This is a genomic window from Serratia proteamaculans, assembly GCF_008830365.1.
Classification (GTDB): domain Bacteria; phylum Pseudomonadota; class Gammaproteobacteria; order Enterobacterales; family Enterobacteriaceae; genus Serratia; species Serratia proteamaculans.
Window position 1 is genome coordinate 100,056 of the sequence record NZ_WBKI01000007.1, and the last position, 14,353, is coordinate 114,408.

Consider the following 14,353-nt stretch of genomic DNA (forward strand, 5'->3'; position numbering starts at 1 on the left):
AGTTAACCAGTGAGAAAGCCAGAGTAGCGCACAAAAAGCCCCCATGAGCCGACTAACCGCTTGAATGCGCTACCGATCAAAAATGTGTGAAAATATTACTGCCGTGTTAACGATATCAGCGCAGCGTCGCCCGCCAACTAGCATCGGTGGCAAACCACTCCACCAAAAAATCCAGCATGGTTCTCAGGGTCGCCGGCATCTGTCGGCGTGAAGTATAAATGCCGTAAATACCCATCGATTGAGGCCGATACTCCGGCATTAGTTCAATCAGATCACCACTGGCCAGCAGCGGCGCCGCCGAATAGTAAGGTTGCATCGAAATACCCGCCCCCTGCACCGTACCCGCCATCAATACCACCGACTCATTGGCACTCAGGTTGCCGCTGACCGCGACCGCCGACTTCACCCCCTGGTGATCAAAATGCCACAGGCTTTTACCGAAGTAGGAATAAGTCAGGCAGTTGTGTAACGCCAGATCCTGCGGATGACGCGGCGTGCCGTACGCCGCCAGATAAGCCGGAGAGGCACAGACCACCGAGGCACAAGAGGATAAAGGCCGGGCGATCAAATTGGGATCCAGCTCGTTGGTAATTCGCAGTGCCAAATCGATACGCTCTTCGACCAGATTCACCGTGCGATTATTCATTTGCAGATCCACCGCGACCTGCGGGTGGCGCTTCAGGTATTGGGCTACCGCCCCCACCAGCGCCGTCTGGCCCAGGGACTGTGAGCAGGTGATACGCAACAGACCGCGCAGCTCATCGCTCTGTTCCCCTTCAACCAAATCAATCTCACCCGCCAGCGCCAGCATCTGCCGACAACGCTCCAGCGTGCGCTCACCGGCGTCAGTCAGGCTAAGCTTACGGGTAGTGCGATGCAGTAAACGTGCACCGGCCCATTGCTCCATCTGAGCCAAATAGCGCGTCACCATAGCTCGTGACATTTCCAACGTTTCCGCTGCCGCAATCATGCTGCCACGGTCAACGATGGTGATAAAAACCTCAGCTGCGGTAATGCGATCCATGATTCGTCCGATTTACGCAATGAATAATTGCTCATTATCCGGTTTTTCTATCGCTTTATGCAACCTAACATCTATACAACATTTAATCGTTACCCAAGGACCTCTGACCATGTTTAACAAATCATTACTGACCCTGGCCTTCGCTGGCATCACTACCTTTAGCGCCTACGCCACTGCGGCTAACACTCTGACCATGGAAGTGTACAACCCAGGTGAGAAAAGCGTTTTCCCGGTGTCCTCTGAAATCATCAGCGGCAAGCACGAAGTGGCACTGATCGACGCCCAGTTCCAGCGTAATGACGCGGAAGAGCTGGTGAAAAAGATCAAGGCGACCGGCAAGAAGCTGACCACCGTTTATATCAGCCATTCAGATCCGGATTTCTACTTCGGTCTGGACGTGATTAAAGCCGCCTTCCCACAGGCGAAAATCATCGCTTCCCCAGGCACCATCGAAGAAATCAACGCCACCAAAGACGGCAAAGTGGCCTACTGGGGCCCAATTCTGAAAGACAACGCACCGAAAGCTGTGGTGGTCCCACAGGCATTGCAGGGTGACAGCTTTACCGTTGACGGCCAGAAAGTCGAAGTGAAAGGCCTGACCGGTCCAACCCCGGAACGCACCTACGTGTGGATCCCGGCGCTGAAAGCGGTAGTGGGCGGTGTTCCGGTCGCGGGCGACAATATCCATCCGTGGGTCGCCGATAACCAGACCGTTGAATCACGCGCACACTGGCAGCAAACGCTGGAAGGCATCAAGGCATTGAAACCGAAAGTCGTTGTCCCAGGCCATTTCCTGCCGGGTGCCGACCAGACGCTGAAATCCGTCACCTTTACCCAGAACTACCTGACCACGCTGGAAGCTGAACTGCCGAAAGCCAAAGACTCTGCGGAACTGGTGGCGGCAATGAAAAAGCATTACCCGAACCTGAAAGATGAATCCAGCCTGGAACTGAGCGCCAAGGTGCTGAAAGGCGAAATGAAGTGGCCGCAATAAGTCCATCTAAACCCACAGGCTAAGGCGTTACTGCTACCCCGCCCTTGAAAGGGGGCGGGTATAACGAGGAATTATTATGACCGGCACGACTCTGCATTACATTTTCGATCCGCTGTGTGGCTGGTGTTATGGCGCAGCCCCCCTGGTGAAGGCGGCCAAAACCATTCCAGGGCTGAACATCGCCCTACACGCCGGTGGCATGATGACCGGCAATAACCGCCGCCAAATCACGGACGAATGGCGTAATTATGTTATTCCGCACGACAAGCGTATTGCGGAGTTAACCGGACAGACCTTTGGTGAAGCCTATTTCAATGGACTGCTGCGTGATACCACGGCGATCATGGATTCTGAGCCGCCCATTACCGCGATTCTGGCCGCTCAGGCGCTGGCGGGACGTGGGCTGGATATGCTGCACCGCATTCAGGAAGCGCATTATCAGGAAGGTCGACGCATCGCCGATACGCCGGTGCTGGAAGCCCTGGCGAAAGAGCTGGGCCTGGCTTCTGCTCCGTTCATCGCCGAGATGCGCTTTAACGCCGGTGCACCGACCGCGCAGCACATCGCCCAAAGCCGGGCGCTGCTGGCCAAAGTTCAGGGCCAGGGCTTCCCGACCTTCGCACTGGAAGACAGCGAAGGTCAGCTACGCCAGATCCCGGCGGGCAACTATCTGGGTAATGTTGAAGCCTGGAAAGAGTTGTTGAGCGGTGCCGCCACCTGGGCGTAATGCCTGCGACAGTCCCCGGTATTCACGAAATTGAATGTCCGGGGCTGATTATTCGATCCGTACGAAACGCCCTTCTGCCCGTACGTTAAAACCAAAACCGCAGTCACCCTGGGTATGCATTTCCAACGCATCCGCGGTGAATTGCATCGTCACATCACAGGCCATCGCGTCCTCAGGCTCCCGTTGACGGTACAGCGCCTTGCCGTGTTCAATCGGTAACGCCGCGGCAAATTCGCCCATATTCGGCCCGTAATACAACCCCATCTGCGGCATATAATAGCCAGAGTATTGGATCAGCCAGCGGCCGTTTTGTGGCTTGACCTCCACTTCGCTCCAGACACCGCGCCCGGCGTACTGCCAGTAGACGCCAGCCGGTCCGCTCAACGGCGGCTGTTTCGCCAAACGCTGCTGCAACAGCTTCAGGTTATGCTGGGATTTACTGTCTTGCGGGGCCAGTTCCAGATAGGCACGCGCTTTAAGCAGTTCACCGGCACGCATCAGCGCCAGCGCCACATTGTTATAGGCCGTGGCGGTCGCCTGACGCTCCAGGCCGCAGAACTCACTCCAGGCGGCCTGATCGCGGAAAATATCGGCGGCTCGCGGGTAATCACCGCGCTGGTAGGCACTTTTCCCGAGTTCGGCATAGCTCGCCACCTTGTGACAATCGGCATCAATATCCGGCTCATCAATCTGTGCCATCGCTTGGCTGCTGGCGAGCGCGCCATAGGCCAACAGCAGGGGAACCCACGCCTTCATCACTCATCCTTTCCGCAGTAAACAAGCCCAATTTCGGCGCCAGTATAACCGCCATCCCTCCTGGCTTCACCTCTGACGATCCAACCACAATATTTCAAACGGTTAGCCGCGTTAAAACTGCTTACAGTCAGGGTTTGTTTGTTACCTGTCCCCGGCCCATGCTGAAAAAAATGCAGAATTAACGAGAGCCCATGAACACAAGCCCCACCCCCAAACACGCCGTCTGGCAGTTGATTAAGCCCTTCTGGGTTTCAGAAGAAAAACTGCGGGCCTGGTCGATGTTGATCGCCATCATCGCCCTGTCGCTCGGGCTGGTCTACATCAGCGTGCTGATCAACCAGTGGAACCAGGTGTTCTACGACGCGCTGCAAAACAAAAACTACCCGGTGTTCAAGGCGCAGCTGTGGCGCTTTACCTACCTGGCGCTGATCTTCATCGTGCTGGCGGTGTATAAAATTTACCTGACACAGGGTCTGCAAATGCGCTGGCGGCGCTGGATGACCGAAAAGTTTATGGGGAAATGGCTGGCTCATCAGGCCTATTACCATACCGAACAGCAACAGATCGTCGATAACCCGGACCAGCGTATTGCCGAAGATCTCAACGTGCTGACCCAGTACACGCTGTCGCTGTCACTCGGGCTGCTCTCCAGCCTGGTGACGCTGTTTTCGTTTATCACCATTCTCTGGCACGTCAGCGGGCCAATGACCTTTGTTATCCATCAGCATGCCGTCACCCTGCCCGGCTACATGGTGTGGTTCGCCCTGCTATATGCGGTGCTGGGGTCGCTGTTGATTTGGTGGGTCGGTAAACCACTGGTGCAGCTCGGTTTTAATCAGGAACGCTACGAGGCGAACTTCCGTTTTGGCCTGATCCGCATCCGTGAAAACAACGATGCTATCGCGCTGTACCACGGTGAACCCCGCGAAGCGCAACAGTTGGGCGATCGTTTTGACAGCATTCGGACCAACTGGGGGTCGATCATGCGTATCACCCGTCGGCTTAACATTGCCTCCAACTTTTACAGCCAGTTTGCCATTGTCTTCCCGCTGCTGGTGGCGGCACCGCGCTACTTTTCCGGCGCTATCCAGATGGGGGGCATGATGCAGATCGCCTCCGCCTTTGGTCAGGTGCAGGGGGCGTTGTCGTGGTTTATCGATGCCTTTAGCGATTTGGCGACCTGGAAGGCCTGCGTTAACCGTCTGGCCGGTTTCAACGCCGCCGTGGATCAGGTGCATCATCAGCAACGAGGCATTCAACTGCCGTCGGAGAACAACCAGCCAGTGATCCTCGACCGCCTCAGCCTGCAATTGCCGGACGGCCAAAGCTTGCTGGAACCGACCTCGATGACGCTGAAACGCGGCGATCGCGTGCTGATCGTTGGCCCGTCCGGCTGTGGCAAATCAACGCTGCTGCGTGCTATCGCCGGTATCTGGCCCTACGGTTCCGGCGCCATCGGCCGGGATGCCGCCAGCAGCAGCTTATTCCTGCCGCAGCGCAGCTATATTCCGATTGGCACATTACGGGAGGCGCTCAGTTATCCGCATCTCGCGGCAGGATACAGCGATGAACAACTGCTGAAAGTGCTGGAAAATTGCCGTCTGAAGCCTCTGCAGCGTTGGCTGGATACCAGCGCCAACTGGAGCCACCGCCTGTCGCCGGGTGAACAACAGCGGCTGGCATTTGCCCGCGCTATTCTGACCCGTCCGGATATTTTGTTCCTCGACGAGGCCACCAGCGCGCTGGACGATGAAACCGAGCAACTGATGTACTGCCTGTTGGTGGATGAACTGCCGCAGGTGACGCTGGTCAGCGTGGCGCACCGCAACAGCGTGGCGAAATATCACCAGAGCTGCTGGCGCTTTAGCCGTACAGAAGAGAATCAACCGGCGCGTATGGCACTTAGCCCACTGCCGGTCGCCAGTTGATCAACCGGGCGCTGCTTCCCTGGCAGCGCCCACTTTCCCTCAAATACCGTCCGTCTGCACGTCCTCACATTTTACCCGGCGTCTCTCGTGCCACAGGCTGGTCAACCCACGCTTGCCACACGCCAGCGCCAGTTCGCGGAATTCATCCAGGCTCAGCCCATCCCGTTCCAGCATCATCTCCGCCACCAATTGCATATTAACGCCCGTCAGTACCTCGCAATGCCCTTGCGCATCCGCCAACTCGCTGGCACAGCGAAACGGTGAGCCGCCGAGCATATCGGTAAGAAACACCACGCCGTCCGGCTGTGCTACCTCGGCCAACGCCGAGATCAGCGCGGCCTTTAACTCTGCGGTACTCATCTGCTCGGGAAAATTAACCGCAACGCAGTACGGCTGCGGCCCCACAACCTGTTCAACCGCCTGCAACAGCCCACTGGCGAAACCGCCGTGGCCGGTAATCACAATGCCTGGCATAAGCCTTTCCTCACAGTAAACCGATAAATTTGCCCACCACTCCAATCACCACCGTCACGCCAATCAGTTTTACCGGTGAGAAGCCACGCTTCATCAGGAAGAAAATCAGCAGCGTAAAGCACAGCGGCAACAGGTTGGGCATCAGTTTGTCCAGCACGTCGGTCTGTAGCGCCACACTGGCCTTACCGGCATGCATCACCAGCGGGGTAGAAAGATGTACATAGGAGGCCACCAGCGCGCCGATCACCGTCATACCGACAATCGAGGCGGCGTGGGATATTCGTCGGGTATGGGTTTTCAGCAGTGCCAGCGCGCTGGTACCAGCCTGATAACCATAGTGAGCCAGCCCGAAGCGCAAACCGAAGTGAAACACGTTAAACAGCAGCAGGAAGACGATCGGCCCGAACAGGCTTCCCTCCAGCGCCAGCGAAGCACCAATCCCGGCGCAGATCGGCAACAGCGTTAGCCAAAACAGCGCATCGCCGATACCCCCCAGCGGGCCCATCAGCGCCACTTTGACCGCACGGATGGTGGAGATCTTCTCTTTGTTTTGCTCCATCGCCAGCACCAACCCGGAAAGGAAGGTGACGTCAAACGGATGCACATTGATAAACTCCATGTGCATTTTCATCGAGTTGGAAAGATCCTGCGGATTGCGGTGGATCTTGCGCAACGCTGGGATCAACTGATACAGCCAGCCGCCGGCCTGCATGCGTTCATAGTTGAACGACGCCTGCAGCAGCAACGAGCGCCAGGCCATGCGATTAATATCACCACGGGTCAAGGCCTCGGCGGGCTGGCTGTCGACGTAGTCGTCCTGCTCCACCTGACTGGTGGCCAGTGCCTGCGCCATACGTTTTTCCGCTTTTTGCGCCAGCAGATCGTCAGAATCATTAAATGCCATCTTCAGCATCCTCCTGGGGTACAGGTTGTTTGAGCGGGTCCGCACCGGCCCGTTGACTGTTAAAGAAATCGATCAGGGCGATCGCCAGCGCACCCAGCGCTACGGCCAGGATCGGCAATTTCAGGAAGGTGACGGAAATAAAGCCGAGGATGAAGTAGGCCACGTAGGTTTTTTTCATCATCACTTTCATCAGCAGTGAGAAACCAATCGCCGGCATCATGCCACCCGCCACGGCCAGGCCATCCAACAGCCAGACCGGGGCCTTTTGCACCATGGCGCTGGCCGCGTCGGCACCGAAATAAATCGGCAGAAACGCCACCACAAAATAGAACGCGAACAGGATGGTAATACCGAGATAGTTCACCCGTTCGATACCGCGCCAGTTCAGCTCTTTCACCATGCGATCGCAGCGGTGCATCATCGGTGAAAACAGGGTGAACAGCAGCGTGATACAGCCCTGTACCGCAATCGAAAACGGTACCGCCACGCCAATCGCCACCTTGGGATCGGCCTTGGTCAGAATGGCAAACGCCGTACCAATCACCCCGCCAATCACCACGTTCGGCGGCTGAGCCCCCGCCAGCGGCACCATGCCCATCCACACCAGTTCCAGCGTGCCACCCACCAACAGGCCGGTGTAGACATCCCCCAGGATCAGGCCGACCAGCGGCCCCAGTACTACCGGACGGTGAAAGTGGGTCAGGCCGTCGAACAAGTCGACCCCCGCCAATCCGGCCAGCAGTGCAATCAATAACGCATCAGTTAACATGGTTTCCCCCGAACTCAAAACAGCAGTTTGCCGATCGCCTCACCCGCTTCATCCGGCACCCGGCGCACCTCACATTCGACGCCCAGCGCCGCCAGCTCGCGAAAGGCAGCCACGTCACCGTCATCCAGCGAGACCGTTTTATGCACCTGCCGCTTCCCCTCGGCAAAATGCATGTTGCCGACGTTGACGAAACGGATCGGCACCCCGCCCTGCACCAGCCGCAAAACATCCTGCGGCGTTTTGCACACCAAAAAGATCTTCTGTCGGTCTGCCGCCTTGTGGATCACATCGATGGTTTTCTGCAGCGTGAAGTAGCGCGTCTGCACCCCCTCCGCCACCACCATGTCCATCAAGTTTTGCTGTACCGGATCGGCTGCCGCTTCGTCATTGGCAACCACCACCAGATTGGCTCCCAGGGTGTTGGTCCAGGTGACGCCGACCTGGCCGTGCACCAGTCGGTTATCGATACGGGTCATCAAGATATTCGGCATTTCAATGCACCTCCGGATAGCAGGCGGCGTGATAATCATCGAGCACCTGCGTCACCTTGTGCATCACCCAGTCCTGCGGATCGTCGCTCAGTTCGCCGGCATTCATCGCACGCGCCTGATCGGGCAAATATTGGCTTAGCAATGCCAGCGGCACCGGATTACAACGCAGGTTGTCGATCAGGCACTCTACCGCCTGCTGGACCTGTGGCTGCGGCCAGTAGTAACGCACCCGGTCACTCAGGCTGTAGTGGCGATCAAGGTACTGTTGATGCGGGTTACCGTGGTAATAGCGGCTCCACTGCTGCGGTTGCTCGCGCATCACCTGTTCCAGCGTGGCACACAGCTGTGCCGACTGATGCTCACCCAGCCATTCTCGTTCGATATGATCCAGGGCAAACAGGGCTTCACGCAGGGCAAAGGTCAGCGCCGGGCCGACTTTCAGGATGGCGAAATGGTCGCCCACCAGTTGCCGGTAGGCCTGTGGGGGTTGGTAATCCGTTGAGTGCGCTTCGTAGACCATTCCCGGTTGCCGTTCGATAAAACGACTCAGTTCATGGGCCCGCTGCGGCTGATAGTGTTCCACGCTGTGATGATCAAACTCCACGCCCGGCTGTACCACCAGCGCAATGGTCCGCGTCCAGGCATCAACCAGCTCCGCCCGCTGCCAGGCCAAGCGATGCACCTCAAGGGTTTGCTGTACCGCCTGCGGTGTAGTGACCTGCATGCCTTCCAGCGCTTCCTGCGCACCACCCGGTACCGGCACTTCGGTACCTATGACATACACCGGTGGCTCACCGCCGCTTGCCTGCCAGGCGCGCTCCGCCACGGCACACAGCCGCGCAGCGCGAACGGCCACGGTTTCATCATTCAGCGGGAAGGGATCGCCGACGCAGGACATCGAGCAATCGAGGTGAATTTTGCGAAAACCGGCGCGGACATAATCGTCGATCAGCGTTTCTGCCAGCTGCATCGCCTCTTCCGCCGGTCGATCCTGCCAGGCATTGGGGCCGAGATGATCACCTCCCAGCCACAGACGATCGCGCGCCAGCCCCACTTCATCCGCCAGTTGCCACAGCGCATCGCGGAACTGCTGCGCCGTCTGGCCGGTGTAACCGCCAAACTGATTGACCTGATTCGAGGTGGCCTCAACCAGCACCGGTGTGCCGCGCGCTTTGGCCTGCCGCAGGGCCGCTTTCAGCACCCAGGGGTGAGCGGAACAAACGGAAAATACCCCAACCGGTTTTCCGGCCTTGTGCTGCTCAACAAGCTGTAACAACTGCTGCATGAATCCCCCACGCAGGCGCCGTACTACCGATCGGCGATGACAACCTCCACGCCCATCTCGGTTAACGCCCGCTCGTAATCGTCCGGAAGAAGGCTGTCGGTAATCAGCCGATGAATTTGTCCGGCTTCGCGAATCATGCAAAAGCTCTTGCGACCAAACTTGCTGGCATCCGCCACGGCGATAATCTCGCGCGCCACCTCGCACATCACGCGATTGAGGTGTGCCTCACCGGGGTGAGGCGTGGTGATACCGGCAACCAGATCGAAACCGTCGACCCCCAAAAACAGTTTGTCGAAGCGGTACTGGCGCAATTGCTGCTCGGCAGCCGGACCGTAGAGCGAGTAGGAGTTGCGGCGCACGCTGCCCCCCAGCACCATCACCTCTGCCCCATCGTTACCTGAAAGCTCATAAGCAATGTTCAGCGCATTGGTCATCACCACCAGATCGCGTCGTCCTTTGAGGAACGGCACTATCTGGGTGGTGGTGGAACCGGAATCAAGGATCAGCGCATCACCATCGCGCACATAGCTGGCCGCTACACTGGCGATCTGCGACTTCACATCGCGGTTTAACCGCCCCTTGTCATGCAATGGGCGATCGAAGGCGAATTGCTGATTGAGCATCGCGCCGCCATAGGCTCGTAGCGCACACCCTTTTCGTTCCAGAAAGCGCAGATCGTTGCGGATCGTCACCGTGGATACTGCAAACTGTTTGCTGAGCTGCTCCACGCGCACGCTGCCGTGCTCGCATAACAGATCGATAATGTGTTCACGTCGCTTTGCGGTATTCACTGGCATGAGCTGCGGTCCTCAGGTTTCCGGCCGGGCCGGGGAGAAGATGGCTTTCGCTCTACTGCGCTGGCATTACAGCAAAGCGAAAGCAATGAAATTGTGATCGGGGTTACAGCGCTGTTTTAGCAGAAAAAGAGGTTAAAAACCTTTCGGATCGAAATGAAATGAAAATATTGAGAAGCAGTGAAAGGCAAAATGAAATCTCAGCGCGCGCACGGCTGCCGGGCTGAGGAGCCCGAAGTGCAGCAGAAAACGAAAGGGGTAACACAGCGGCCCGGCCGGCTGACTTTTAGTTCATCAGGTGATCGGGATCACATAATAACAATTATGCCTCTCCGGCATCCCGCCGCCGACGCCTGAATGGGGCAGGTTCCGCTTAATCGCCCTCTTGTCAGATCAGGGCTTCTTCCCTACACTTGCGCGCAGATATCGGCCCCCTGCCGGTACGTAAGCGTTAACGTCAATCAACGCATCATGCCGTGCAGTATTGATTGACTGCATGCCCTGGTGCGAGGAACTGATGCCCCAATCCGCTTTATCCCCAACGCCTGCCGCCAACAAGCGCAGCCGTTTACGCCACCCGCTGTTACTGATCACCGGGATTATGCTGGTTGCGGCCAATCTGCGCGCCGCACTGACCAGCGTGGGCCCGTTGCTGGAACAGATCCAGCAGCAGTTGTCGCTGTCTGCCACCTCGGCCGGCCTGCTTAACTCGCTGCCGCTGATCCTGTTTGCCGTGCTGTCACCAGTGACCCCCAGCCTGGCCAAACGTATGGGTATTGAACGTACGCTGGGTATGGCGCTGTTACTGTTGATTGGTGGCATTGTGCTGCGTTCTCTGCCGCAAACCAGCATGCTGTGGCTGGGCACGGTATTGATTGGCGCTGCCATTGCATTTGCCAACGTAGTATTGCCGACGCTGGTAAAACGCGACTTCCCAAGCCGTGCCGCCGCCATGATTGCCGGTTATGCGGCGGTGATGTCACTGGTGGCCGCCACGGCCTCCGGTCTGGCAGTGCCACTGGCGGCGTTGAACAATCTTGGTTGGCGTTTTTCCCTGCTGTGCTGGAGCCTGCCAGCCCTGTTGGCGCTGATGGTCTGGCTGCCGCAACTGCGCCGTCCCGCGGCTTCGGCAACGGCTGATACCTCGGCGCTTCAACCTGCGCCGTCCCGTTCTCCCTGGGGTAGTGCACTCGGTTGGCAGGTGGCTTTATTTATGGGCTTACAGTCCATCACCTTCTACACCATTATCGGCTGGTTCAGTGCCTTTGCCGCCAGCCACGGCACCTCGCCACAACAGGCGGGTTTTGAGCTGTTTATCTATCAGGTGGTGGCGATCGCCGCCAACTTTGTCATGGTGTTTATTCTGCCGCGCGCACGCGATCAGCGGGCTATCGCATTGTGCAGTTCATTGCTGATTTTTACCGGCGTCGCCGGTTTGCTGTTGATGCCGGCCAACTCGCTGGTGTGGTTGATTTTTGCCGGGCTGGGGGCGGGAAGTTCCTTGGTGTTGGCGCTGTCCTTCTTTGGTCTGCGCAGCAGCCACCATCATCAGGCCACGCAACTGTCGGGTATGGCGCAATCGGTAGGCTATTTGCTGGCGGCGCTGGGGCCCACGCTGTTCGGTCTGCTACACGATCTGACTCAGGGCTGGCGGTTGCCGCTGGCCATTCTCTTGGCCCTGACGCTGCTGCAAATGCTGTTCGGCATCCTGGCCGGGCGTAATCGGGTTATTCGTTAACTGTGGGGCGGGCGGGTCGCTCTGCGGCATATTCTTCCGCGTCGTCCTGCCAGAGGTCGTTAATAAAATCCTGCTGTTCGGGCGTCAACTGCCAGGAAGGGGGGATCTTGACCGGGCTATCATCCCGGGCGCCCCCCATTTTCTTTACGCGCTTCTTGTCCATCAATAGGTTCCTAAGTAAACAGCCAATAAATCACGGTGGCGACGGCCAGCCAAAATACTCCGCAGCCGATAAATACGCACAACCAAGCTTTACGTTTGATATCCACGTCATCCTTGCTTATCACAGCCGCCCCAACCAATAGATTAAACTAATCAAAATGTGATTATTGATCTGTTTAAACGATCAATAAAGAAGTTTATTCCTATAGATATTTATAAAAGTTCTGCTAACCGTGTACCTAAAGTCAGGTATACAGCTGAAAGACATCAGGATTTATCAGGTCTTTGGCGATGGATCCAGGCTCAATGAATGGATAAGGAAGCAGTGTGTCACAAGCGGATTGATCAAAATTAAACCGCCGGTAAATAAACGAAAAATCAATTAATTGACTTCTCTTAAGCGAAATTGACAATGAATCAGGCTGAGTGGGATGTGGAAATGAATGGATATGCTGGTGTCGCGGATAGCATCGTGCGACTACGAAGCAACACTCGGACCGCTAACGCAGCCCGAGTGATCTGATTCAGTCAATTTGTGAAACGGAATCCTTGCTGGCACGTTCACGATCGCTGCCGGTCAATTCACTGAGCTGCCCATCGCGCATTTGCAGTAGCCGATCGGCATGCTCGAAGTAATGGTCGTCATGGCTGATGGCAAACACCGTTTTACCCAATGCACGTAACTGCGGTAGCAGTTCACGGTAGAAGGTTCGGCGAAATTGTGGATCCTGATCCGCAGCCCATTCGTCCAACAGCAAAATATCCCGTTTTTCAGCCACCGCCAGCAGCAGTGCCAGGCGTTTGCGCTGCCCCTGCGACAGCTGTGGATTGGTCACCCGCAGGCCGTCAAACTGCAGTTTGCTCTTCATGTTCAAGCGGTTAAGCCAGCTTTCCACCAGTTCGGCGTCCGGCTGTTCACCCTCAGGCCCCTGTAAATGATGAAACGGGTGAAAGTCGGTAAAAATGGCGGAGAACAAACGGCGGTAGTCAGACATATCGATCGGAGTTTGTGGCACACCATCCAGCAAAATCTGCCCGCTGACCGGCTGATACAACCCGGTCAGCAACATCGCCAGCGTCGATTTACCGCTACCGTTGCCACCAATCAGAAATACCAGTTCGCCACGGCGCAGCGTCAGGTTGAGCGGCCCGACGGCGAAACCGGTTTTTTGCTCCGTAGCACCATAGTGGAATACCACATCACGCAGTTCCAGGGTTTGCCAGGCCTTGGCTGCCACCGCGGGGAACCCGGGTTGATAATCGGCCAACCGCAGGGCTTTGACCTTGCCGAAGGCCACCTCGGCACCAATCAGCGTCGGGAACGCCCCCACCGCCTGCAACAGCGGGGTTCGCAGGAACAATAATGTCAGTGAATAGGTTGCCGCGACCGGGGTATCGGCCCAGCCCAGGCTGTTGGCCATATAGAACACCAGGCCAATTGCGCCCAACATCATGATATTCGACCAGTTCACCGCGCTGAGATGGTATGTATCGGCACGGATAATATGGTGCCGATAATCTTCGGCATCCGGCTGATAGGCCTGCTGATACAGCGCTTTGGCACGATCGCGGTTCAGCGCCAGCTCTTTGCGGCCGTCAATCGCCGATTGGTAGTGTTCATAAAGGCGCTCTTCAGCCTCACGTACGCTGGTCAGATGACGATACACACGCGATACCAGACACCCGCTGCCAAATACCGTCACCGCCACCCAAACGGCAGTCACCGCCAGCATCTGTGGCGACAACCAGCCCAGATAGGCTGCCGAGCCCAGGGTCAGAACCACACCTTGCACCAGCTCCGGCAGGCGAACAAAGGCAATGGTGATATTGCGAATATCACTGGCCAGGCTCGCCAACAGCGAAGCGCTGCCCAGTTGCTCTATCCGTTCAATATGAGTATCCAGGATCTGCTTCACCAGTTGGCCGCGCAGCCGGAACACAAAATGATGGCCGAGCGTCGTCAGCGCCAGCTGTGAGCCGAGCGTGACCGCCATCAGCAACGCCAGCAGCCCGAGGAACTCCGGCAGCACGGCCAGAGAATTGCCCGCCACCGCCATCAGCCGCAAATTTATAAAGGCGATGATGCCTATGCCCAACGCCGCACTGGCCATGGTCAGCGCCATGACCGCCAGAAACGGCCAGCGATACTGGTGGTAAACCACCCGTAGCAACTCCATGAAGAACCCTTAGCCTGAAATCTTGAGATGGCAGGCATTGTAAGCGGCCAAAAAGTGATATCAATAACAATTCTCATATTGTCGCCGGCGATTGATTCCTGAACCTGAGGATTTACACTGGCTGTTACTC

At 57.0% G+C, this 14,353-nt stretch carries 15 protein-coding genes; 4 read left to right on the forward strand and 11 right to left on the reverse strand.

The window, feature by feature from the left end:
• Nucleotides 1-115: 115 nt before the first annotated feature.
• Nucleotides 116-1,024 carry a LysR family transcriptional regulator gene (locus F8R23_RS20485; protein ID WP_129937073.1) on the reverse strand — a complete coding sequence of 303 codons (909 nt, stop codon included), beginning with the start codon at nt 1,022-1,024 and terminating at the stop codon, nt 116-118.
• Between the two features lie 109 nt (nt 1,025-1,133).
• On the opposite strand from F8R23_RS20485, the gene F8R23_RS20490 reads away from it, so the two are divergent.
• Entirely contained in the window at nt 1,134-2,018 is an 885-nt protein-coding gene (locus F8R23_RS20490; protein WP_112347253.1) for an MBL fold metallo-hydrolase, read from the forward strand.
• A gap of 76 nt (nt 2,019-2,094) precedes the next feature.
• Nucleotides 2,095-2,745, forward strand: coding sequence for a DsbA family protein (locus tag F8R23_RS20495; RefSeq protein ID WP_112347254.1), 651 nt, complete (start codon nt 2,095-2,097; stop codon nt 2,743-2,745).
• A gap of 48 nt (nt 2,746-2,793) precedes the next feature.
• Here F8R23_RS20495 and F8R23_RS20500 read toward each other — a convergent pair whose 3' ends face one another.
• Nucleotides 2,794-3,501, reverse strand: a complete 708-nt coding sequence (locus F8R23_RS20500) for a tetratricopeptide repeat protein (protein ID WP_151415942.1) — start codon at nt 3,499-3,501, stop codon at nt 2,794-2,796.
• A 191-nt stretch (nt 3,502-3,692) separates the two neighbouring features.
• Here F8R23_RS20500 and F8R23_RS20505 point away from each other — a divergent pair, with 191 nt between their 5' ends.
• Complete coding sequence (locus tag F8R23_RS20505) at nt 3,693-5,429, forward strand: ABC transporter ATP-binding protein/permease (protein WP_151415943.1); 1,737 nt, start codon at nt 3,693-3,695, stop codon at nt 5,427-5,429.
• Nucleotides 5,430-5,468: 39 nt separating this feature from the next.
• Here the strand turns inward: F8R23_RS20505 and agaF are convergent, their stop codons facing one another.
• From agaF to agaR, 6 genes are read right to left on the reverse strand one after another with little or no spacing between them, the layout of a single operon-like run.
• The gene (agaF, locus tag F8R23_RS20510) at nt 5,469-5,903 is read right to left on the reverse strand and encodes a PTS galactosamine/N-acetylgalactosamine transporter subunit IIA (protein ID WP_112347257.1); all 435 of its coding nucleotides are present in this window, start codon (nt 5,901-5,903) and stop codon (nt 5,469-5,471) included.
• A 10-nt stretch (nt 5,904-5,913) separates the two neighbouring features.
• Nucleotides 5,914-6,807 (reverse strand): PTS system mannose/fructose/sorbose family transporter subunit IID, encoded by an 894-nt coding sequence (locus F8R23_RS20515; RefSeq protein ID WP_012146548.1) that lies wholly within the window; start codon nt 6,805-6,807, stop codon nt 5,914-5,916.
• The gene (gene agaW / locus F8R23_RS20520; protein ID WP_085118640.1) at nt 6,797-7,576 is read right to left on the reverse strand and encodes a PTS N-acetylgalactosamine transporter subunit IIC; all 780 of its coding nucleotides are present in this window, start codon (nt 7,574-7,576) and stop codon (nt 6,797-6,799) included. The genes F8R23_RS20515 and agaW overlap by 11 nt, the downstream gene beginning before the upstream one ends.
• A gap of 14 nt (nt 7,577-7,590) precedes the next feature.
• Nucleotides 7,591-8,067 (reverse strand): PTS N-acetylgalactosamine transporter subunit IIB, encoded by a 477-nt coding sequence (gene agaV, locus F8R23_RS20525; protein ID WP_085118642.1) that lies wholly within the window; start codon nt 8,065-8,067, stop codon nt 7,591-7,593.
• Between the two features lies 1 nt (nt 8,068).
• Nucleotides 8,069-9,352, reverse strand: a complete 1,284-nt coding sequence (locus F8R23_RS20530; RefSeq protein ID WP_112347258.1) for a D-tagatose-bisphosphate aldolase, class II, non-catalytic subunit — start codon at nt 9,350-9,352, stop codon at nt 8,069-8,071.
• A 23-nt stretch (nt 9,353-9,375) separates the two neighbouring features.
• Complete coding sequence (gene agaR, locus F8R23_RS20535; RefSeq protein ID WP_112347259.1) at nt 9,376-10,149, reverse strand: transcriptional repressor AgaR; 774 nt, start codon at nt 10,147-10,149, stop codon at nt 9,376-9,378.
• A 514-nt stretch (nt 10,150-10,663) separates the two neighbouring features.
• On the opposite strand from agaR, the gene F8R23_RS20540 reads away from it, so the two are divergent.
• Nucleotides 10,664-11,884: a CynX/NimT family MFS transporter gene (locus tag F8R23_RS20540; protein ID WP_129937069.1), complete on the forward strand. Its 1,221-nt coding sequence runs from the start codon at nt 10,664-10,666 to the stop codon at nt 11,882-11,884.
• Here F8R23_RS20540 and F8R23_RS24190 read toward each other — a convergent pair.
• The 3 genes from F8R23_RS24190 to F8R23_RS20550 all read right to left on the reverse strand — a co-directional run bounded on the left by F8R23_RS24190 (nt 11,874) and on the right by F8R23_RS20550 (nt 14,223).
• On the reverse strand, nt 11,874-12,047 hold the full coding sequence (locus tag F8R23_RS24190) for a hypothetical protein (RefSeq protein WP_170287999.1): 174 nt from the start codon (nt 12,045-12,047) through the stop codon (nt 11,874-11,876). The two genes, F8R23_RS20540 and F8R23_RS24190, sit on opposite strands and share 11 nt — an antisense overlap.
• A 10-nt stretch (nt 12,048-12,057) precedes the next feature.
• Nucleotides 12,058-12,171 carry a YmiA family putative membrane protein gene (locus F8R23_RS20545; protein WP_085118647.1) on the reverse strand — a complete coding sequence of 38 codons (114 nt, stop codon included), beginning with the start codon at nt 12,169-12,171 and terminating at the stop codon, nt 12,058-12,060.
• A 399-nt stretch (nt 12,172-12,570) separates the two neighbouring features.
• Nucleotides 12,571-14,223 carry a multidrug ABC transporter permease/ATP-binding protein gene (locus tag F8R23_RS20550; RefSeq protein ID WP_129937850.1) on the reverse strand — a complete coding sequence of 551 codons (1,653 nt, stop codon included), beginning with the start codon at nt 14,221-14,223 and terminating at the stop codon, nt 12,571-12,573.
• Nucleotides 14,224-14,353: the final 130 nt, after the last annotated feature.